Origin of the sequence: Inquilinus sp. CA228 (assembly GCF_052078665.1) — a bacterium.
In the GTDB taxonomy this organism is placed as follows: Bacteria; Pseudomonadota; Alphaproteobacteria; order DSM-16000; family Inquilinaceae; genus Inquilinus.
Genome location: NZ_JBQJIK010000051.1, coordinates 1 through 20,886, shown reverse-complemented (window position 1 = coordinate 20,886; position 20,886 = coordinate 1). Strand labels below are relative to the sequence as shown.

The window sequence follows — 20,886 nt, the reverse complement described above, 5'->3', positions numbered from 1 at the left end:
GACTCACCCCGATGCCGCCACGAACTGCGCGAACTCGCCATAGCCCGTGAAACGGAACTCATAGGCCAAGCCCAGCCGCTCCGCCGCGGCCTTCGCCTGGGCCTGCAGGGCGGGATCCTCGGTCTGGGCCAGATAGACCACACGCCGATAGTTGCCGAAGATCATCGGCAGCAGCTCCGGGTGGCGGTCCAGCCCCATGCCCTCGACGATCAGGGCCTGGAAGTGGCGGACCAGGTAGTCGGTCAGGAAGAAGCTGCCCGGCTCCTCCTCCATCAGCCGGTCGAAATCGGCCGCGCCGGCAAAGAAGGCGTAGCAATGCGGGCCGCCGATGCGCTCGGCCCCCTCCTCCGCCAGCACCCGGTCGATGGCGCCGCCGCTGCCGCAATCGGCATAGGCGATGCGGATGCGGCTCCAGCCCATCGCGCGGGCGGTGCGGATGCGCCGGCGCAGCCGGTCGGCGATGCGCTCGGGCCGGTTGTGCAGGATGGCGGGCAGGCAGGTGACGGCGACGCGGTCCGCGATGCCGTTGGCGCGGATCACGGCCAGCGTCTCGCGCGCCAGGGCACCGCAGGCGATCAGCAGCGTCCGATCCGGGCCGGGGGCGACCCCGGCGACGCCGAACCGGTCGGCCCTCAGGCCGTTGCGCTCTTCGCCTGGTTGTGCTTGCGCCGCATGAAGTCCTTGGCCGTCTCCACCGCCACCGCCGCGTCGCGGCAATAGGCGTCGGCGCCGATTTCCCGTGCGAATTCTTCGTTCAGGGGAGCGCCGCCGACGAGCACGACGTAGTCGTCGCGGATCCCCTGCTCCTTCAACGTGTCGATGACGACCTTCATATAGGGCATGGTGGTCGTCAACAGGGCGGACATGCCGACGATGTCGGGCTGATGCTCCTCGATCGCCTTCAGGTAGTTCTCGACCGGGTTGTTGATGCCGAGGTCGATCACCTCGAAGCCGGCGCCCTCCATCATCATCGACACCAGGTTCTTGCCGATGTCGTGGATGTCCCCCTTGACCGTGCCGATCACCATCTTGCCGACCTTGGGCGCGCCGGTCTCGGCCAGCAGCGGCCGCAGCACGAACGTGCCGCGCTTCATCGAATTGGCCGCCAGCAGCACCTCGGGCACGAACAGGATGCCGTCGCGGAAGTCGATGCCGACGATGCGCATGCCCTCGACCAGCGCCTTGGTCAGCACGTCGTAGGGCGTCCATTTGCGCGCGAGCAGGATGTTCACGCCCTCAACCACCTCGTCGGCGAGGCCGTCATAGAGGTCGTCCCACATCTGCTCGACGAGTTCCTCGTCGTTCAGCGCGTTCAGGTCGATATCGTCATCCGCCATGGGGGCCCTCGATCGCCGGCTGCTGACTAGCCACGGCTCGCATTAACCGGGATGCCGGACCTTGCCGCTAGCCTGGAACCGACCCGGACTGCGAAGGCGGCGACACGTCATGCGATCGGCCGGGCGCGGCATCACCGCCCTTGCCAGCCGCCCCCCGCCCCCGGATGATGCCCCTCCTCCGGCCGCACGGTTGCCATGGACCTCCAGGACTCCCTCGTCACCTTCCTCCGCCACTTTCCGCGGACGGACGACGCCACCCTGATCATCCTCAAGGGCCATCTGCTGCTTGAGGAGGAAATCAACAACCTGCTGCAGGAGATGCTGCCAAACCCGCAGGCGCTGGACGGGCTGCAGATCAACTTCTTCACCAAGACCCAGTTCGCCCGCGCCCTGATCAAGAACGAGGCGCTGGACGACATACTGGATGCGGCGGAGAAGCTGAACCGCCTGCGCAACCGGCTGGCACACAACCTGGAACCATCCGGGGTCGAGGCGGCGATCCGCGATTTCGTCACCGCCGCCGACGGCCGGATCCTGGGCGGCGAGACCGCGCCGGAGCAGCAGTTGAAGCGGCGCATCGCTTTCCTCTGCGGCCAGCTGCTGCGCTTCCGCACCGAGTACCGCGCCGCGCGCCAGATCCTGAAGACCAGGGTCGGTGTCGGCAAGGTGAAGCCGAAGCGGTCCTGAGGCCGGCCATGCCGAACTGGCGCAATCGCGGCGGCGGGCGGCGCGACCCGGAGCGGGTCGAGCGGGCCGTGAAGGCGGACCGGCTGCGGCAGGACCGCCGGGCCAAGGCCGCGCTCGAGGTGCAGGAGGCCGAGCGCAACACGCTGGCGGTCGGCCTCCTGGCCGGGGAGATCGCCGATGGCGATGCCGCCGCGACCGAACAGGAAGCTGATCCCATTCCCAAACGCCGCCCCCCGCGGGATACTGGGTGAATGCGGATCGACATCTTCTTCGACGTGGTCTGCCCCTGGTGCTACATCGGCAAGCACCGGCTGCAGCGCGCCCTGGCGATGCGCCCACTGCCGGGGCTGGAGCTCCGCTGGCAGCCCTTTCAGCTGAACCCGGAGATGCCGAAGCAAGGCGTCGACCGGCAGAGCTACATGATCGCCAAATTCGGCGGGCGCGAGCGCATGCGGCAGATCAACGCCGTGGTCGCCGAGGCCGCCGGCAAGGAAGGCCTGCCCCTGAACCAGAGCGTGATCCGCCGCACCCCGAACACGGTCGAGGCGCACCGGCTGATCCGCCATGCCGGCGAGCTGGGCGAGGCCGACCGCATGGTCGATGCGCTGTTCGCCGCCTATTTCGTCCATGGCCTGGACGTCGGCAACCGCGAGGTCCTGATCGACGTTGCCGAGGAGCTCGGCTTCGACCGCCGCCGCGTGGCCGGGGTCCTGGCCAGCGAGATCGGCATCGCCGAGATCCAGGCGGCCGACCTGCGGGCGCGGCAGCTCGGCATCCAGGCGGTGCCCTGCTTCGTCTTCGACGGCCGCTATGCCGTCTCCGGCGCGCAGGAGCCGAGCGCCTTCCTGCCGCTGCTCGACCTCGCCCGCGAGCACGCCGTCTCCGCCCCGCTGTCGGAGCGGGCGTGAAGGCACGCTTGTAGGTTGGGTTCGCGACAGCGAACCCAACACGTGCTTTCACTGACAGCTATTCGATGCTTCGCAGCAAGGCGCTGGCGCGGCGCCCAATCTCGGCGACGAAATCCTCCAGATCATCCAGCGCGATATCGCGATACCGACCTTCCTCGATATCAGCGAAGCCGATCCGGGCGGCCTCCCGCAGTCGCTGGAGCACGGTTTCGTCGAGATTATCCATCCGGCCGATGTCGCGTGTCGGCATGCCAACTCTCCTGTCTCCGAGGTAGCATGTCGGCGAGAGTGTTGGGTTCGCGATGCGAACCCAACCTACGCCACAACACCCTAGCCTGCGGCCAGATCGGCCAGGCGCCGCACCAGCTTGCGGGCGCCGCTCACCCGGTCCTGCGGCGTCTCCCAGCCGCGGGCATAGACCAGCTTCTGGTCCGGCCGCACCTTGATCGCCCCGGCCATGCGCTGGATGAAGCCGATCAGCTTGTCCGGCCGGGCGAACCGGTTGTCGCGGAAGCCGATCACCGCGCCCTTCGGCCCAGCGTCCAGCCGCTCCACCCCGGCGGTGCGGCACAGCTGCTTGATCGCCACCAGCTCGAGCAGGTTCTCGACCTCCTCCGGCAGGGCGCCGAAACGGTCGATCAGCTCGGCGGCGAAGCCATCCAGCTCCGTCTGGCCTTCCAGCGCCGAGATCCGGCGGTAGAGGTCGAGCCGTACCTGCAGGTCGGCGACATAAGTCTCCGGGATCAGCACCGGCACGCCGAGATTGATCTGCGGCGTCCAGCTCTCCGTCACCTCTTCCGTCGCGCTGATGCCGGCGCGGGCGGCGCGCACCGCCTCGTCCAGCATCTGCTGGTACAGCTCGGCCCCGACCTCGCGGATATGGCCCGACTGCTCCTCGCCCAAGAGGTTGCCGGCGCCGCGGATGTCCATGTCGTGGCTGGCCAGGGTGAAGCCGGCGCCCAGCGTGTCCAGCGTCTCGATCACATGCAGCCGCTGCTGCGCCGTCTTGCTCAGCGGCTTGCGCGGCGCATAGGTCAGATAGGCGTAGCCGCGCAGCTTCGACCGGCCGATGCGGCCGCGCAGCTGGTACAGCTGGGCCAGGCCGAACAGGTCGGCGCGGTGGATCACCATGGTGTTGGCCGACGGCACGTCCAGGCCGGATTCGACGATCGCGGTGGCCAGCAGCACGTCGAACTGCCCGTCGTAGAAAGCGCTCATCACCTCCTCGAGCTGGGTCGCCGGCATCTGGCCGTGGGCGACCGCGATCTTCACCTCGGGCACCAGCTCCAGCAGGGTCTGGTGCGCCTCGCCCAGATCCTCGATCCGCGGGCAGACATAGTAGGTCTGGCCGCCGCGGAAATGCTCGCGCAGCACCGCCTCGCGGATGATCACCGGGTCGAAGGGCAGGACGAAGGTGCGCACCGCCAGCCGGTCGATCGGCGGGGTGGTGATCAGCGACAGCTCGCGCACGCCGGACAGCGACATCTGCAAGGTGCGCGGGATCGGCGTGGCCGTGAGCGTCAGCACATGCACGTCCTCGCGCAGCGCCTTCAGCTTCTCCTTCTGCTTGACGCCGAAATGCTGCTCCTCGTCGACGATGACGAGGCCGAGATTCTTGAACGAGACCTGCTTCGACAGGATGGCGTGGGTGCCGACGACGATGTCCATGGTGCCGGCCGCCAGCTCGTCCCGCACCAGCTTCGCCTCCTTCGGCGTGACCATGCGCGACAGCTGGGCGACGCGCAGCGGCAGGCCCTTGAAGCGCTCCGAGAAGGTGCGGAAATGCTGGCGCGACAGCAGCGTGGTCGGCACCACCACCGCCACCTGCACGCCGTTGGCGGCGGCGGCGAAGGCGGCGCGCAGCGCCACCTCGGTCTTGCCGAAGCCGACATCGCCGCAGACCAGACGGTCCATCGGCCGGCCCGCCTGCAGGTCGTCCAGCACCTCGTCGATGGCGCGCTGCTGGTCCTCGGTCTCGGCATAGGGGAAGCGGGCCGCGAACTCCTCGTACAGCCCTTCCGGCGGCGGCAGGGCGGCGGTGGTGCGCAGGGCGCGGGCGGCGGCGATCCGCATCAGCTCCTCCGCCATGTCCTTCAGCCGCTTCTTGACGCGCGCTTTCCGCGCCTGCCAGCCGGCGCCGCCCAGCTTGTCCAGCTGCACGGCCATGTCGCCGGAGCCGTAGCGCGACAGCACCTCGATGTTCTCGACCGGCACGAACAGCTTGTCGCCGCCTTCGTAGACGATGCGCAGGCAGTCATGCGCCGCGCCGCCGACGGTCAGCGTCTCCAGCCCCTCGTAGCGGCCGATGCCGTGGTCCTGGTGGACGACGATGTCGCCCGCCGCCAGGGCCGAGACCTCGGCGATGAACTGCTCGGATTTGCGGCGCTTCTTCTGCGGCCGGGTCAGCCGGTCGCCGAGGATGTCCTGCTCGGTGACGACGGCGAGGTCCGGTGCTGAGAACCCGTGCTCCAGCGGCAGCACCACCATGACGGCGCTGGCCGGATTGGTCTTCTCCACCCCGGCCCAGCTCTCGGCCACGGCGAAGTCGGCCTTCCCCTGTTCCGACAGCATCGAGCGCAGCCGGTCGCGGGCGCCGGGGGTGTAGCCGGCGATCAGCACGCGCTTGCCGGCCACCTTCAGCTCGCCGATGTGCTGGCGCACCGCGGCGTAGAGATTGACCTCGGGGTTGGCCCGGGCCTCGGCGAAATCATGGCCGCGGCGGCCGCCGGCATCGGCGCCCCCCTCCGGCGGGGCGAAGGGCGAGAAATTGGCCACCGGCCGGCCGGCGAGGCCGGCATCCCATTCCGCCACGTCGAGATACAGGCGATCGGGCGGGATCGGCCGGTACGGCACGCCCTTCGACTTCTTCTGCGCCGCCTGGTGGGTCAGCCGCGCCTCGTAGAAATCGGCGATCTGGGCCAGGCGCTGGTCGCGCGCCTGCTCCAGCTGGTGGTCGAGAGTGACCGAGGCGTCGGGCAGGTAGTCGAAGACCGTGTCGAGATGGTCGTGGAACAGCGGCAGCCAGTGCTCCATGCCGGCCTGCTTGCGGCCGGCCGACACCGCCTCGTACAGCGGGTCATCGTCGTTGATGGCGCCGAACAGCTCGCGATAGCCGCTGCGGAACCGAGCGATCGAGGCGGGGTCGAGGAACACCTCGCCCATCGGCTTCAGCGTGATCCGATCGACCTCGCCGGTGGTCCGCTGCGACATCGGGTCGAAACGGCGGATCTTCTCCAGCTCGTCGCCGAACAGGTCGAGCCGCAACGGCTCATCCGTCCCCGGCGGGAACAGGTCGACGATGCCACCGCGGATGGCGAATTCGCCCGGCTCGCGCACGGTCTGGGCGCGGACATAGCCGTTGCGGGCGAGGAATCCCTGCAGCGCCTCGAGATCGATGCGCTGGCCCGGCGCGATCGACAGGCTGGCCTCGGCGAAGGCGTCGCGCGGCGGCACCCGCTGCATCGCGGCGCCGATCGTGGTCAGCACGATGAAGGGCCGGCCGGGCTCGCGCGGAACCAGCAGGCGGGTCAGCGCATCGACACGCTCCGCCACCGTCTCCGGATTCGGCGAGACTCGGTCATAGGGCAGGCAGTCCCAGGGCGGCAGCACCACGACCGGGAGGTCGGGTGCGAAGAAGGCCAGCGCCGCCTCCAGCGCCGGCAGCCGGGCGTCGTCGCTGGCGACATGCAGCAGGCCCTTGTCGCCGGCCTTGCGCGCCAGCTCGGCGATGAGCCGCGCATCCTGGCCCTGCGGCACGCCGCCGATGGTGCGGTGGCGGGCAGCGGCGCGGGCGGCGACCGGTTCGGCCAGGGCGCTCATGCACGCCCCCGCGACCGGGCATAGTCGATCAGCAGCCGCAGGACGTCGCTATCGGACTCGGGCGGCACGGGCAGCCGCTCGGTCACCCAGTCCCACAGATCCGGGTCGTTGTTCTCCAGCAACTCGCCGTAGCGGGCGAGCTGGTCCGCGTCGAATCGGTCCAGCACGGCATCGGCGAAGCCGCCGAGCAGCAGGTCGGCTTCACGGGTGCCGCGGTGCCAGCTGCGGAAGCGCAGGCGACGGCGCAGCGGTGCTACGGCATCGCTATCAGTCGGCTCGGTCATTGGCTTAAGGTGCGTGTCCACGTGAGCCCCATATAGACCCGAGCCTTGCGTCCGCAAATCCTCTTCCCGCTCTTTGCTGCCATCGAATCCCTGCACGGCATCGGTCCGAAGATCGCCCGGCTGATCGAAAGACTGGCCGGGCCGAAGGCGCTGGACCTGTTGTGGCACCTGCCTTCGGGCGTGATCGACCGGCGCAAGGTGGTCACCCTGCGCGAGGCCCCGCCCGGCGCCATCGTCACACTGACGCTCAGGATCGACGGCCATATCTGGGGCTCATCCGCCCGCGCGCCGCACCGGGTGCGGGCCTCGGATTCGACCGGGACGATCGACCTGGTCTTCTTCCACGCCCAGGCGAAATGGCTGGAGACGACCTTCCCGATCGGCCAGACCCGGATCGTCTCCGGCCGGATCGAGCAGTATCAGGGCAGCCTGCAGATGCCGCATCCCGACCGGGTCGGCACGCTGGAGGAGCGCGAGGCCATCGCGGTGGTCGAACCGATCTATCCGCTGACCGCCGGGCTGCAGCCGCGCACCCTGGCCAAGGTGATCGCCGACGCCGTCGCCCGGGCGCCGGAGCTGCCTGAGTGGCAGGACGCCGCCTGGCTGCAGCGCCGCGGCTGGTCGGGCTGGCAGGAATCGCTGCGCCGGGCCCATGCGCCGGAGGACGCGGCCGACCTGCTGCCCGTCGCCCCGGCCCGGCAGCGCCTGGCCTATGACGAGCTGCTGGCCAACCAGCTGGCCCTGGCGCTGTTCCGCCGCTCCACCCGCCAGCGCCCCGGCCGTCCGACCAGCGGCGACGGATCGCTGCGGGCACAGGTCGAATCCGCTTTGCCCTTCGCCCTGACCAACGCCCAGCGCCTGTCTCTGGCCGAGATCTATGCCGACATGGCGGCACCGAACCGGATGCTGCGGCTGCTGCAGGGCGATGTCGGCAGCGGCAAGACCGTGGTCGCCCTGCTGGCGATGCTGGCGGCGGTGGAGGACGGCCGCCAGGCGGCGCTGCTGGCCCCGACCGAGATCCTGGCGCGGCAGCACCGGGAGACGCTGGCGGCGCTGCTGCAGCCGGTCGGGCTGGAGCCGGGCCTGCTGACCGGCCGCGACAAGGGCAAGGCGCGCAAGGAGACCCTGGCCGGCCTGGCCGACGGGTCGATCCGCATGGTCATCGGCACCCATGCGCTGTTCCAGGAGAGCGTCGAGTTCGCCGACCTGGCCGTGGCCGTGATCGACGAGCAGCACCGCTTCGGCGTGCACCAGCGGCTGCAGCTCTCGGCCAAGGGCGAGGGCGTCGACGTGCTGGTGATGACGGCGACACCGATCCCGCGCACGCTGCAGCTGACCGCCTATGGCGACATGGAGGTGTCGAAGCTGACCGAGAAGCCGCCGGGGCGCACCCCGGTCGACACCCGCGCCGTCTCGGCCGAGCGGATCGACGAGGTGGTGGCCGGGATCGGCCGGCACCTCTCGGGCGGCGGCAAGGCCTATTGGGTGTGCCCGCTGGTCGAGGAATCGGAGACCAGCGACCTGGCTGCTGCGACCGACCGCTTCGACGACCTGCGCCGCATGTTCGGCGAGAAGGTCGGGCTGGTGCACGGCAAGATGAAGTCGGCGGAGAAGGATGCGGTGATGGCCGGCTTCGCCGAGGGCGGCATCGACCTGCTGATCGCGACCACGGTGATCGAGGTCGGCGTCAACGTGCCGGCGGCAACGGTGATGGTGATCGAGCATGCCGAGCGCTTCGGCCTGGCCCAGCTGCACCAGCTGCGCGGCCGGGTCGGCCGCGGCGACGCGGCATCGCGCTGCATTCTGCTCTATTCACAGCCGCTGTCCGAGACGGCACGGCAGCGCCTGGCGACGATCCGCGAGACCGAGGACGGCTTCCGCATCGCCGAGGAGGATCTGCGCCTGCGCGGCGCCGGCGAGGTGCTGGGCACGCGGCAGAGCGGCCTGCCGGAATTCCGCGTCGCCGACATCGACTCCCAGGGCGACCTGCTGGCCGTGGCGAAGGACGACGTCGCCCTGATCCTGAACAAGGATCCGGAGCTGGAGGGGCCACGCGGCCAGGCACTGCGCACCCTGCTGTACCTGTTCGAGCACGACAGCAGCGCGAAGTATCTAAGGGCGGGGTAACGGCCCACCAAGCCCGGCGCCGTTCGCGCATCAGAACCGCCGCACCGCGGCGACCAGATCCCGGAAGGCCGGCGCCTTGCCGCGGAAGGCGGGATAGAAGGTCAGCAGCAGGCCGATATGGCCCAGCCCGGGATACAGATGGGTTTCGACCGGCACGCCCGCGGCATGCAGGCGCTCCGCCATTTCCGTCGTGTTGGCGGGCCTCACCGTGTCGTCGGCGGCACCATGCAGCAGCACCATCGGCCGCGCCTGCGGCCCGACCTGGGCGATCGGCCGAGCCTTGTCCTCGTCGGTCAGCCCGGCGAAGACATTGCGTGTCGGCGCCCAGCTCAACGGGTGGAAGCTGTACGGCCCCGCTTCCCCGACCACGCCGCGGATGCGCGTCAGGGGAAGGCCTTCAGCCGCGAGATAGGACGGGTCGGTCGCCAGCAGCGCCGCGATATAGGCCCCGGCGGAATGCCCGACCAGCACGATGCGATCCGGATCGCCGCCGAAGCGGGCCGCATTCGTCGCCGCCCAGGCGACCACGGCCGCCCCATCCTCGACGAAGGCCGGGAACGGGCTGGCCGGGGCCACGCGATAATCCGGCACGATCGCGACGATCCCCTCGGCCGCCAGGGCCTGGCCGACGAAGCGGTAGTCGCTCCGCTCGCCGCTGGTCCAGCTGCCGCCATAGAAGAACACCACCACCGCGGCAGGTTGCGAGGACGGCACTCGGGGCTGGTACAGGTCGAGCTTCTGCCGCCCCCCCGCGCCATAGGCGATGTCCGCCTGGACGACGGCAGTGTCGCGGACCAGGGCCGCGTTGAGCATGCCGAGCGGCGAACAGCCGGCCGGCAGCAGGGCGAGGAGAGAGACGAGGAGCTTGCGCATCCATGATCCTACGCGCCAGACCGGCCATCGGATCAATCCTGCGCGGATGGGGCGCGGCGTGCCGCGCCCCGGTCCGGATCAGAAGGTCAGGACCGTGCCGGCGGTCAGGGCCGAGGTCTCGAAATCCTTGCCCACGCGGAACTCGTTGAGTTCGTAACGCAGCTCGCTGAACAAGTTGAGACCGGGGGCGAGGTTGTAGACCAGGGTGCCGATCACGCTGTGATTGGTCTTCAGATCCTCGCCGTCGGTGAAGCTGGACTCCAGCCCGTTCCCCTTCTCCGCCGTGGTGTAGGCATAGCCGATCGAGGCCAGCCACGGCCCGGTGGTGTAGGACAGGTCGCCGACGATCGAATCGATCGCCTTGTCGGTCTGGTAGATGCTGGAGAAATGCGTCCAGTTCACGCTGGCCCAGTAGGTGTTGGCGAAGCCGACCTGGCCGCCGAGCGTATAGGCCTCGAAGTCGTGGTTGCCGCTGACGCCATTGCCGGTGTTGGCCGTGCCGGCGATGCGCAGCGTCATGCCGTCCAAGATCGGGCTGTAGTCGACGCCGGCGGTGACGACGTTCTCGTAGAGGGTGCTGCTGTCGTCGAACAGGTCGTTGCGGCCGCCATTGCCGGCATGGCCGTTACCGCCGACCACAGGCGTGAAATCGACGCCGAAGGAAAACCCCGCCAAGCTCGGCGAGGTGTACTTGATCTTGGTATCCTTGTTGCTAAGCCCGCCGATATTGTCGTAGGCGGCCACGGCGAAGAACCGGTCGCTGCCGGTGAAATTGTTGGCGGAGCTGCGGAAGCCGTCGGCCCAGTCGGTGTCGAGGCCGAACCTGGTGGCCAGCGTCTGATGCGCGTAGACCACGCCGATGTCTTCGGCGATGTACGGCGCGTCGCCGAAGGTGACCGTGCCGAAGGCGCCCTTGACGTACACATAGGTGCGGTCGACCGTGACGTTCTGGCGCCGGTTGACATTGTTGAAGCGGATGCGGGCGCCGTATTCCAGGCCGGAATCGGTGACGCTCTTGACGTCGAACTGCATCCGCGCGCCCGACGAGAAGTCGTAGTCGCGATCGAACTTCTGGGTGCCGTTGTCGCTCAGCGACAACCCGGCCAGGAAGCCGATCCGGCCGGAGATCTTGAGCTGCAGACCCGACGTGACGGTGGCGTCCTCCGCCTGGGCGGCGCATGTGGCCGCGAGGACCGCCAGCGCGGCCCCACAGAACAAGCTCGTCTTCATAGGAACCTCTGATCGCAAGCGATCGTTTCGGGAAGGCGCGGCGAACTTGCCGCCGGCAACACCTAAAACCAAGTGAAAACAAGGCCGTAAAAAATAAATCATAATAATCTGTGCAAAATTGCAACACCCCGCAGGGCGCCCGGCATCCGGAATCCCGGGGCTTCCGATGACCTTGCGCTGCGCCGGCGATCAGCCCAGGAAGGGGCGATGGAACGCATCGACCCGCTTGACGGCCCCGACTTCGTGCCGCGGCCGCACCAGGTCGCGGCGCGCGACGCCATCCTCGCGGCCCGGGCGGCGGGACGTCCGGGCTTCCTGCTGGGCGACCTGACCGGGCTGGGCAAGACCCTGTCGGCCTGGCTGGCGGTCGCGGCGATGCCGGAGGCCGAGGCGCTGGTGATCTGCCCGAAGGGCGCCGTGCCGCAATGGCGCCGGACCATCGCCCGTTCCGGCACCGCGGCGAAGCGGGTGACGCTGATGAATTTCGAGAAGACCAAGTCGCTGCTGGCGCCACCGCCGGTCAGCACCAAGCGGTCGACCCGCGCCAAGAACAACGAGCTGGCGAAGCACGGCACGCCGAAGCGGACCTGGCCGATCGTGGTGATCGACGAGGCGCACCGCATCCGCAACCCGAACTCGCAGCAGGGGCTGGTCTGCCGGCAGATGGCCGCGGCCGCCGCGTTTACGATCTATATGAGCGCCACCGCCGGCCAGGCGCCGCACGAGCTGTCCTATCTCGGCCGGCTGCTGGCCGAGGCCGCCGGCGGCACCGGCGACCTCGACGGGTTCCGTGCGCTGATGAAGCGGCTGCGCATCGGCCGGCCCAAGGGCCGCTGGAAGAACTGGAGCTGGGAGCCGAACCCGGAGGACCGCCGGGTGATGGCCGACCTGCTGTACAAGGGCTCCAGGGCGATCGGGCTGCGCCGCCGGCCGGAGGACATCGCCGGCTGGCCGGAGGTGCAGCGCGAGCTGGCGCCGACCGCGCTGGACGCGCCGGCCCGGCGGCTCTACGAGGCGACCTGGCGCGAGTTCCGGCGCGAGCTCGGCCTGGCCGGCGGCAGCACGCGGCGCGCCACCGGCTGGGCCGCCGATCTGCGCTTCCGCCAGAAAGCCAGCCTGCTGCGCATCGCCGGCACCGCCGATTTCTGCGAGGACCTGCTGGCCAACGGGCAGCAGGTGGCGGTCTCGGTCGCCTTCCTGGAGACCAGCGCCATGCTGGCCGAGACGCTGCGCGGCCGCGGCTGGTCGGTCGGCGAGATCAACGGCACGCAAACCGGCGAGCGCAATGAAGACGTCCGCATAGCCTTCCAGACCGGCCGGCTGGACGCCGTGCTGTTCACGGTGACGGAATCGATCTCGCTGCACCGCGGCGAGCTGCCGGGCGGCGAGCGCGACCGGTCGCTGGTGGTGCACGACATGCGCCACAGCGCCATCCAGCTGCAGCAGATCGAGGGGCGCTGCCACCGCGACGGCGAGCGCGCGGTGATCTACTACGCCTATGCCGAGGGCACGGTGGAGGAGACTGTGGCCGCCACGGTGATCGCCCGCATGGCGTCGATGGAGGCGATGGCCGGCGACGACACCGCGCTGCTCGACGCCATCGCCGCCGTGGTCGAGACCGCGGCGCTGCGGCGCGACGCGGCGTGATCGCTGCCGCTACCAGAGGTTCTTGCCGTCGATCACCGTCACCGGCACCGAATCCAGGTCGAAATCGTCGAGCAGCCGGGCGTTGATGCTGACCTTCGGGTTGCTGAAATCCGGCTGGCCGGTGCTGAAATCCGGCGTCTCGGTGTAGGTGGTGCAGCCGCAGACGGCGCAATGGTGGTGATGGATGGTGTAGCTGCCCCACTGATAGGTCGACACCCGGTCGCGCGCGGTCGTCAGCTTGAACTCGGCGGCGGGGTAATAACCCCACAGCGCGCCGCGCTTGGCGCAGAGGGAGCAGGTGCAGCGGGTCACGGTCTCCGGCGCCATCGGCACCTCGAACTGCGTCGCGCCGCAATGGCAGCTTCCCTTGACCGTCATGGCGTTTCCCCCTCTCAAGCCGGTGATTCCCGGCCCGCCAGTGTGGCCGAGTTCGGGTGGGCTATGCCACCGCCGGCCTTGCCTCGGGCGAGGGCATGGCCGCCCCCGCGCCGATCACGTCGGTCAGCGAGGCGACCGCGTCCACCATACGGTCGGTCGCCTCCAGCAGCGCCATGATCACCGGCTGGTCGGCCTCCGGCTGGGCTGCCGGGTCGAGCAACTCGGCCAGCGCCCGGTGGCGCGCCGGCAGGTCGGTCGGGATCGCCGGCGCCCGGTGGTCGCGCAGGGCAGCGGCCAGCTCGCCCAGGGCGGCGGCGAGGGCATGGCCGAAGGACACGATCGCGGCGTGCTTCGCCAGCGCCGCGGCGCCGTGGTCGTGCAGCGCGCTTTCCAGCGCCATGCCGGCGCGCAGGATGCGGTTGGCATTGGCAAAGATCGCCTCGGCCCGTGCCGGCTGCTGGGGATCGGCCGGCTCGACCCGCAGCCGCTCGACCGAGGCCTGGGCGTTGACCCGGGCGGCGCGCGCGGCGGTACGGGCCTCGGCCTGGGCCTTCGCGTCGGTGCCCAGCAACGCCCCAAGATAGGCGGCATAGGCGTCGAGCATGGCGGCGATCACCGGCCGCTCGCGCCCCCGCTCCCAGGTCGGCCACAGCAGATAGGCGGCCAGCGCCAGCAGGCTGCCCAGCACCGTGGCGACGCCACGGTCCAGCAGCGTGTGCCCCGCCGGCTGCCCGGCCAGGCCCAGCAGCAGCACCACCACAGCGGTCAGCAGCGACACCGCCAGGCCGTAATGCACCGGCACCAGGTAGCGGAAGCCGAAATAGAGCGGCGCGATCAGCAGCGCCTGGGCCAACGGATGGTCGGCCACCAGATAGACGACGGCCGTGGCCACCAGCAGGCCGGCCAGGGTGCCGAACATGCGCAGCAGGCCGAAGCTGACCGTGCCGCCGAAATCCGGCTTCAGCACGATCACCACCGTCATCGCGATCCAGTAGTACTGCGGCAGGCCGATGGCCCGGCCCAGCGCCTCCGCCGCCACCACGCAGACGGTAAGGCGCAGCGCGTGGCGGAAAGCGGCGGAGGACAGCGACAGGTTGGCGCGCAGCGTCGCCAACGGCGCGCCGGGCCGCAACGCCGCCGGCTGCAGGGCGTCGCGCTCGGCCGCCCGCCGGTCGCCACGGACGCCGGCCTCGGTCGTGTTGCGGATCGCGGCACGCAAGGCACCGGCCAGGCCGATCGCCCGCGCCTCGGCCAGATGCAGGCGGGAGCGCAGGAGCGGGTCATGCGCCGCGTGGCGGGCGTCTCGCAGGGCCGCCAGCGCCGCCTCGAAGCCCTTCAGCGCTGCCCCACCCTCCATCGGCCGGCCGTGGCGCAGCGCCATGCCGAGGCCGCGCAGCACCACCGCCGCCTGGCGCATCACGGCCGGCAGCGCCGGATCGGCCACCTGGCCGCGCAGGTCGGACAGGGCCAGGAGCTCGAGCCGGATGCGCTCGGCCAGACCCAGCAGCACCCGGAACGCCTCGACCCCGCGGATCCGGGCGGCACCGCTGCGGGCCAGCAGTTGCTGCGCCTCGCCCAGGGAATCGGCCAGTGGCATGAATTCCGTATCCTCCGGCATTACCCGCGCGATCTCCGACAGCATGCGGTAGACCGAGGCCAGCGCGTCGCGCTCCGGCTGATAGATCCGCAGCGGCCAGGCGGCGACGGAGAACAGCGTCGCCAGCAGGCCGCCGGCGAAGAACAGGCCGGCGGCGGCCCAGGGGTCGAAGCCATGGCCGGCGGTGCCGGCGGTCACCACCAGCACGATCAGGATCGCGGTGCCGCCCTGCATCGCCACCGGGCCGAGCGCCACCAGCATGGCGAGCAGGAAGGCCGAGACCGCAAGCACGGGCAGGAAGGGCAGCCATTGCGTGCCGAGCGAGAAGCCGGCCAGCGCCGCGAGCCCGGTGCCGAGCGAGATCAGCAGCATGCGGCGCAGGCGCAGCGCATGCGGCCCCGGCGCGTCCGAGGTGACGACGTTGAGCGCGCCGCCGGCGACGGCGAGGCCGACATCGGTCTGGCCGGACAGCACGCCGAGGATCACCGGCAGCGCCACGGCCAGCGCGTTGCGCAGCGCCACCGGCCAGGGAATGGTGGCGCGGTTCCATTGCACCAGCGCCATCAGCAGCGGTGATCGCCGGCGGGTCGCCGCCCCGGTCACCGCCATGCTGCTCCAACCGCCTGAACGATCATCCGCCCGCCTTCGTCGAGTCGTCCCCCCGGGCATGATGCCCGCCGATGCTTCACGCCGTCGACCGTCGATCCGGTCCCGGCGGACATCGATTCTTCATCCGGCCGAAACAGTTCCGTCATCTCCGCTTCCTATCATCCGCGCGCCGCGAGACGCAGTGGAACCGGATACCGGCCGCAGCACCGAAGCTCGCTTTTCGACACATCCGATTGCCGCCGCTCGTCGGGCCGCCCAACGCGCGGGTGCTTTGCCATGACATGCGGGGCGATCGGCAGCAGCAAAGGAGCCGACCGTGCGGGTGATCCAGATCAGCGATACCCATCTGAGCCCCGGCAAGCGCCACTTCGCACCGAACTGGGCGCCGCTGGCGGACTGGCTGCAGGCCGCGAGGCCGGACCTGGTGGTCCACACCGGCGACCTCAGCGTCGACGGGGCGGATGTCGAGGCCGATCTGGAGCATTGCGCCGAGCTGCTGCGCGCCCTGCCCTTCCCGGTGCTGTCGGTGCCGGGCAACCACGATGTCGGCGACCTGCCCGGCACCCGCCAGCCGGCCACCCTGGAGCGGCTGGAACGCTGGCGCCGCATCATCGGGCCGGACCGCTGGGTGCACGATCAGCCCGGCTGGCGCCTGGTCGGGCTGAACAGCCAGATCATCGGCAGCGGCGACGAGGAGGAGGCGGCGCAGTTCGCCTGGCTGCAGGGCGTGCTGGAGGCCGGCGAGGGCCGCGGCGTCGTGGTCTTCACCCACAAGCCGATCTTCGTCGACCAGCCGGACGAGGGCGACACCGGCTATTGGAGCATCCGCCCGGCGCCGCGGCGCCGGCTGCTGGAACTGTTCGAGCGGCACGGCGTGGCCCTGGTCGCCAGCGGCCATCTGCACCGCGCCTGGACCGGCGCCCATCTCGGCACCCGCTATGTCTGGGGCCCGTCCTCCGGCTTCATCGTCGGGCCGATGGAGCGCGACATGCCGGGCGACCGGATCCTCGGCGCCGTGATCCACACGCTGGACGAAACAGTGTCGAGCGAGATCGTGGAGCTGCCGGAGCTGCGGCCCTTCGTGATCGACGACGTGATCCACGAGGTCTATCCGCGCCATCAGCCGGCCGAGGCCACTTCATGACCGGGCTGGCGCTGCGCCGCATCAGCAAGACGTTCGGCGGCAACCGCATCCTGCAGGACGTCACCATCGAGGCGGCGCCGGGCGAGTTCATCGCCCTGGTCGGCCCGTCCGGCTGCGGCAAGACCACCCTGCTGCGCATCGCCGCCGGGCTGGAGCATGCCGACACCGGATCGGTGCAGTTGGGCGACCGCGACATCACCGCGCTGCGCCCGGCGGCCCGCGACATCGCCATGGTGTTCCAGTCCTACGCCCTGTACCCGCATCTGACCGCCGGCCAGAACATCGCCGTGCCGCTGGCGATGCGGCGGCTGTCGACGACCCAGCGCCTGCCCTTCATCGGCAACCTGATGCCCGGCCAGCGCGCCTTGCGCACGGAGATCCAGGCGCAGGTCCGCGAGACCGCGGCCAGCCTGAGGATCGACCATCTGCTGGATCGCAAGCCAGGCCAGATGTCCGGCGGGCAGCGCCAGCGCGTCGCCCTGGCCCGCGCCCTGGTGCGCCGGCCCGCCGCCTTCCTGATGGACGAGCCGCTGTCCAATCTCGACGCCAATCTCAGGGTCCACACCCGCGGCGAGATCGTCGAGCTGCATCGCCGCGCCGGCGTCACCACGCTCTACGTCACCCATGACCAGTCCGAGGCACTGAGCATGGCCGACCGGGTGGCGCTGATGATCGGCGGCCGGCTGCTGCAGCTCGACACGCCGTCCCGGATCTATGCCGACCCGGCCCATGTCGAGGTGGCGCAGTTCATCGGCAGCCCGCGCATCAACCTGCTGCCGGCGGTGCTGGACGACACGCATGCCGCCCGCATCGGCGGCCGGGTGCTGGTCGACGGCGTCGAGGCCGCGCCTGGCACCGCGGTGACGCTGGGCATCCGGCCGGAGGCGCTGCGCTTCCTGATGCCGGGCCAGCCCGGCCTGGCGGCGACGGTGCGCCGGCTGGAGTTCCTGGGTTCGGAGCTGCTGGTGTTCCTGATCCTGGCCGACGGCGCGGAGCTGGTCGCCAAGACCGCCCCGGCCCTGGCGGCCGAGCTGGCGCCCGGCGCCGCGGCGACGCTGGCCGTCGATGCCGCCGACATCCTGGTCTTCGGCCCCGGGGGCGGCCGCCTGCCGGTCGAGCCCGCGACGCTGCGGATCGCGGCCCATGGCTGACCTGGCGTTCGATGATGACACCGCGCGCCGGGCCGCCCGGGCCGCGGCGCGGGCGGAGGGATTCGCCGCCTGGCGCCTGTCCGCCCCCGCCGTGCTGCTGCTGGCGGCGCTGATCCTGGCCCCGACCCTGGCGGTGCTGGGCTTCAGCCTGACCGATTACGAGCTCGGCTATGACGGCATCACCTTCATCGGCCTCGACAACTACGCTGAGCTGCTGGGCGACCGGACCTTCCTGATCTCGCTGAAGAACACCACGATCTACACCGCCATCGTCACCCCGGCCTCGGTGCTGCTGGGCCTCGGCGTCGCCCTGCTGATCGAGGCCGAGACGCGCGGCCGGGCGCTGTTCCGCACCATCTACTTCTTGCCCGTCGCCTCGCTGCTGGTGGCCATGGCCACGGTCTGGCAGTACCTGCTGCACCCCAGCATCGGCCCGGTGAACGAGATGCTGCGCCTGCTGGGCCTCCCCGGCCCGAACTGGCTGGGCGACAGCAAGACCGTGCTGCTGAGCCTGGCGCTGATCGGCGTGTGGCAGTCGGTCGGCTTCAACATGGTGCTGTTCCTGGCCGGGCTGACCGCGATCCCGCGCGAGCTGTACGCCGCGGCCGAGATCGACGGCGCGGCGAGCGCCTGGGACCGGTTCCGGCTGGTGACCTGGCCGATGCTGGGGCCGACCACGCTGTTCGTGATCACCATCAGCGTGGTCAACGCGGTGAAGGTGTTCGAGACCGTCGGCACTTTGACCCAGGGCGGCCCGAACAAGGCCTCGGAGGTCCTGCTGTGGACCATCTACCAGGAGGGCTTCGTCTATCTCCGGGTCGGCTACGCCTCGGCGATGACGGTGGTGTTCCTGGCCGTGCTGGTGGTGCTGATGCTGCTGCAGTACCGCGTCCTCGACCGCCGGGTGCACTACGCATGACCGCCTGGTCCCCCCTGCGGGTCGCCCGCCTCGCCCTGCTGTCGCTCGGCGCGCTCGTCTTCGTCGCGCCCTATCTGTGGATGCTGTCGGTCGCGCTGAAGCCGCAGGACGAGATCTTCTCGTCCTCCCTGTCGCTGCTGCCGCATCGTTGGGCGCTGGTCGAGAATTTCACCAAGGCGCTGATCCGGGTGCCGATGGCGCAGATCCTGCTGAACGGCGTCATCGTCTGCGGCCTGATCCTGGTGCTGCAGGTGCTGGTGGCCGTGCCCTGCGCCTATGCCATGGCCAAGCTGCGCTACCGCGGATCGCAAGCCATGGTCACGATGATCATGCTGGGCCTGCTGGTGCCGATCCACGCCATCGCCCTGCCGATCTATGTGGCGCTATCGGCCACCGGCACGCTGAACACCTATGTCGCGCTGGTGGCGCCCTTCACCATCTCGGTGTTCGGCATCTTCCTGTTCCTGCAGTTCTTCCGGGCGATGCCGGACGACCTGATCGCCGCGGCCCGGCTGGACGGGATGTCGGAGCTGGCGATCGTCTGGCGCGTCATCGTGCCGAACGCCTGGCCGGCGATCACCGCCTTCGCGATCTTCTCGGTCGTCGCGCATTGGAACGACCTGTTCTGGCCGCTGATCGTGGTCAGCGACACCCGCATGGCGACGCCGCCGCTGGGCCTGCTGTTCTTCCGCGCGGCCGAGGCCGGCGACGACTACGGCGCGCTGATGGCGGCGACGGTGATCGTCACCCTGCCGCTGGTCGCCGCCTTCCTGGCCGCCCAGCGCCGCTTCATCGAAGGCATCACCCTGACCGGGCTGAAGGGCTGACCCGGTCGCATTTCTTCCAGAGAGGGGCAATCTTGAAACTGATCCGAACCGCGCTGGCGGGCATGGCTCTGGCGGCGGCAATGACCGGCGCCGCCCAGGCTGAGACCACCCTGACCGTCCACTACCCGATGCCGGGCTTCTTCAAGGACGTGATGGACACGATCTCGCAGAAGTTCATGGCCGAGCATCCGGACGTGAAGATCGTCTTCGCCAGCCCGTCGCCGACCTATGAGGACGGGCTGCAGCTGATCCTGCGCCAAGCCGGCACCACGGAGATGCCGGACATCACCTTCATCGGCCTGAACCGGCTGCGGGTGGTGGCCGAGCGCGGCATCTCGGTCGACCTCAAGCCCTTCGTCGACAAGGACGGCCGCATGGCCGAGCAGGGCTTCAGCGACCACATCCTGGGCCTGGCCCAGTTCGGCGGGCAGCAGGCCGGTTTGGCCTTCGCCACCTCGAACCCGATCATGTACTACAACGCCGACCTGGTGCGGAAAGCCGGCGGCAACCCGGACACCCCGCCCAAGACCTGGGACGAGGTGCTGGCGCTGGGCGCCAAGATCAAGGCGCTGGGCGACGGTGTCGACGGCATCGATTTCCGCTGGCAGGGCGACGACTGGATGTTCAGCGCCCTGCTGTTCGGCGCCGGCGGCGACATGCTGTCGGCGGATGAGAAGAAGGTCGCCTTCGACGGCCAGGAAGGCCTGGCCGCCTTCACCCTGGTCCGGCGCATGGTGACCGAGGGCGGCATGCCGGTCTTCACCAAGTCCGCCGGCGAGCAGGCCTTCGTCGCCGGCAAGGTCGGGATCGAGTTCCAGACCACCGGCGCGCTGCGCAACACCATCAAGAATGTCGGCGACAAGTTCGAGCTGCGCACCGCGGCGATCCCGCTCTTGGACCCGGCCAAGGGCCAGCTGCCGACCGGCGGCAACGCCGCGGTGATGCTGACCCGCGACCCGGCCAGGCAGCAGGCGGCCTGGGAGTTCATCAAGTTCGCCGCCGGGCCTTACGGCGCCTCGGTGGTGGTGCCGGGCACCGGCTACGTCCCGAACAACGACCTGGCGGCCAAGTCGCCCGAATATCTCGGCGACTTCTACGCCAAGAACCCGCTGTTCAAGGCCGGGCTGGAGCAGATGGGCAAGATGCGGCCCTGGTACGCCTTCCCCGGCAGCAACGGCGTGAAGGTGACCCAGACCATCGTCGACAACCTGTCGCGGGTGGTGGAGCAGAGTGCGACGCCGGAGGAAGCCCTGGCCGACGCCGCCGACGAGGTGCAGAAGCTGCTGCCGCGGCGCTGAATCGTCGTTACATATAGAGAAGGGGCCCGGCCGCCGGCCGGCCCCCTCCCG

Annotated in this window: 19 protein-coding genes; 10 read left to right on the top strand and 9 right to left on the bottom strand. The window is 70.1% G+C overall.

What is annotated here, in order from left to right:
* Positions 1–3: 3 nt before the first annotated feature.
* Together ACTOWL_RS23905 and ACTOWL_RS23900 are read right to left on the bottom strand one after the other, a co-directional pair.
* Positions 4–717: a DUF1638 domain-containing protein gene (locus tag ACTOWL_RS23905; RefSeq protein WP_441323786.1), complete on the bottom strand. Its 714-nt coding sequence runs from the start codon at positions 715–717 to the stop codon at positions 4–6.
* Positions 633–1,337, bottom strand: a complete 705-nt coding sequence (locus tag ACTOWL_RS23900; protein WP_441323785.1) for a corrinoid protein — start codon at positions 1,335–1,337, stop codon at positions 633–635. Before ACTOWL_RS23900 ends, ACTOWL_RS23905 begins: the two co-directional genes overlap by 85 nt.
* A gap of 195 nt (positions 1,338–1,532) precedes the next feature.
* On the opposite strand from ACTOWL_RS23900, the gene ACTOWL_RS23895 reads away from it, so the two are divergent.
* The 3 genes from ACTOWL_RS23895 to ACTOWL_RS23885 are packed head-to-tail and all read left to right on the top strand — an operon-like array spanning position 1,533 to position 2,932.
* Complete coding sequence (locus tag ACTOWL_RS23895) at positions 1,533–2,024, top strand: hypothetical protein (protein WP_441323784.1); 492 nt, start codon at positions 1,533–1,535, stop codon at positions 2,022–2,024.
* An 8-nt stretch (positions 2,025–2,032) separates the two neighbouring features.
* Positions 2,033–2,275, top strand: coding sequence for a hypothetical protein (locus ACTOWL_RS23890; protein WP_441323783.1), 243 nt, complete (start codon positions 2,033–2,035; stop codon positions 2,273–2,275).
* Complete coding sequence (locus ACTOWL_RS23885; protein WP_441323782.1) at positions 2,276–2,932, top strand: DsbA family oxidoreductase; 657 nt, start codon at positions 2,276–2,278, stop codon at positions 2,930–2,932.
* A 58-nt stretch (positions 2,933–2,990) separates the two neighbouring features.
* On the opposite strand, the gene ACTOWL_RS23880 is transcribed toward ACTOWL_RS23885, so the two are convergent.
* From ACTOWL_RS23880 to ACTOWL_RS23870, 3 genes are all read right to left on the bottom strand, one after another.
* Positions 2,991–3,182, bottom strand: a complete 192-nt coding sequence (locus tag ACTOWL_RS23880) for a hypothetical protein (RefSeq protein ID WP_441323781.1) — start codon at positions 3,180–3,182, stop codon at positions 2,991–2,993.
* An 80-nt stretch (positions 3,183–3,262) separates the two neighbouring features.
* Positions 3,263–6,751, bottom strand: a complete 3,489-nt coding sequence (gene mfd / locus ACTOWL_RS23875) for a transcription-repair coupling factor (protein ID WP_441323780.1) — start codon at positions 6,749–6,751, stop codon at positions 3,263–3,265.
* Positions 6,748–7,035, bottom strand: a complete 288-nt coding sequence (locus ACTOWL_RS23870) for an FAD assembly factor SdhE (RefSeq protein WP_441323779.1) — start codon at positions 7,033–7,035, stop codon at positions 6,748–6,750. The genes mfd and ACTOWL_RS23870 overlap by 4 nt, the downstream gene beginning before the upstream one ends.
* Before the next feature lie 45 nt (positions 7,036–7,080).
* Between ACTOWL_RS23870 and recG the strand changes: the two genes are divergently transcribed.
* The gene (recG, locus tag ACTOWL_RS23865; RefSeq protein WP_441323778.1) at positions 7,081–9,162 is read left to right on the top strand and encodes an ATP-dependent DNA helicase RecG; all 2,082 of its coding nucleotides are present in this window, start codon (positions 7,081–7,083) and stop codon (positions 9,160–9,162) included.
* A gap of 30 nt (positions 9,163–9,192) precedes the next feature.
* Here the strand turns inward: recG and ACTOWL_RS23860 are convergent, their stop codons facing one another.
* Together ACTOWL_RS23860 and ACTOWL_RS23855 are read right to left on the bottom strand one after the other, a co-directional pair.
* Positions 9,193–10,035, bottom strand: a complete 843-nt coding sequence (locus tag ACTOWL_RS23860; RefSeq protein WP_441323777.1) for an alpha/beta hydrolase — start codon at positions 10,033–10,035, stop codon at positions 9,193–9,195.
* Positions 10,036–10,113: 78 nt separating this feature from the next.
* Complete coding sequence (locus ACTOWL_RS23855; protein ID WP_441323776.1) at positions 10,114–11,265, bottom strand: porin; 1,152 nt, start codon at positions 11,263–11,265, stop codon at positions 10,114–10,116.
* 207 nt (positions 11,266–11,472) lie between these two features.
* Here ACTOWL_RS23855 and ACTOWL_RS23850 point away from each other — a divergent pair, with 207 nt between their 5' ends.
* Positions 11,473–12,912 carry a DEAD/DEAH box helicase family protein gene (locus tag ACTOWL_RS23850; protein ID WP_441323775.1) on the top strand — a complete coding sequence of 480 codons (1,440 nt, stop codon included), beginning with the start codon at positions 11,473–11,475 and terminating at the stop codon, positions 12,910–12,912.
* 9 nt (positions 12,913–12,921) lie between these two features.
* Here ACTOWL_RS23850 and ACTOWL_RS23845 read toward each other — a convergent pair whose 3' ends face one another.
* Both ACTOWL_RS23845 and ACTOWL_RS23840 read right to left on the bottom strand, forming a co-directional pair.
* A complete protein-coding gene (locus ACTOWL_RS23845; protein ID WP_441323774.1) occupies positions 12,922–13,290 on the bottom strand; it encodes a GFA family protein in 369 nt (122 codons plus the stop codon).
* A 61-nt stretch (positions 13,291–13,351) separates the two neighbouring features.
* Positions 13,352–15,496: an FUSC family protein gene (locus ACTOWL_RS23840; protein WP_441323773.1), complete on the bottom strand. Its 2,145-nt coding sequence runs from the start codon at positions 15,494–15,496 to the stop codon at positions 13,352–13,354.
* A 316-nt stretch (positions 15,497–15,812) separates the two neighbouring features.
* On the opposite strand from ACTOWL_RS23840, the gene ACTOWL_RS23835 reads away from it, so the two are divergent.
* Genes ACTOWL_RS23835 through ACTOWL_RS23815 form a run of 5 tightly spaced genes read left to right on the top strand, consistent with a single transcriptional unit; the run spans position 15,813 to position 20,835 of the window.
* Positions 15,813–16,640 carry a metallophosphoesterase family protein gene (locus tag ACTOWL_RS23835; protein WP_441323772.1) on the top strand — a complete coding sequence of 276 codons (828 nt, stop codon included), beginning with the start codon at positions 15,813–15,815 and terminating at the stop codon, positions 16,638–16,640.
* Entirely contained in the window at positions 16,637–17,791 is a 1,155-nt protein-coding gene (locus tag ACTOWL_RS23830; protein WP_441323771.1) for an ABC transporter ATP-binding protein, read from the top strand. The genes ACTOWL_RS23835 and ACTOWL_RS23830 overlap by 4 nt, the downstream gene beginning before the upstream one ends.
* Complete coding sequence (locus ACTOWL_RS23825; RefSeq protein WP_441323770.1) at positions 17,784–18,710, top strand: carbohydrate ABC transporter permease; 927 nt, start codon at positions 17,784–17,786, stop codon at positions 18,708–18,710. Before ACTOWL_RS23830 ends, ACTOWL_RS23825 begins: the two co-directional genes overlap by 8 nt.
* Positions 18,707–19,537, top strand: coding sequence for a carbohydrate ABC transporter permease (locus ACTOWL_RS23820; protein WP_441323769.1), 831 nt, complete (start codon positions 18,707–18,709; stop codon positions 19,535–19,537). The genes ACTOWL_RS23825 and ACTOWL_RS23820 overlap by 4 nt, the downstream gene beginning before the upstream one ends.
* 32 nt (positions 19,538–19,569) lie before the next feature.
* Complete coding sequence (locus ACTOWL_RS23815; protein WP_441323768.1) at positions 19,570–20,835, top strand: ABC transporter substrate-binding protein; 1,266 nt, start codon at positions 19,570–19,572, stop codon at positions 20,833–20,835.
* Positions 20,836–20,886 lie beyond the last annotated feature (51 nt).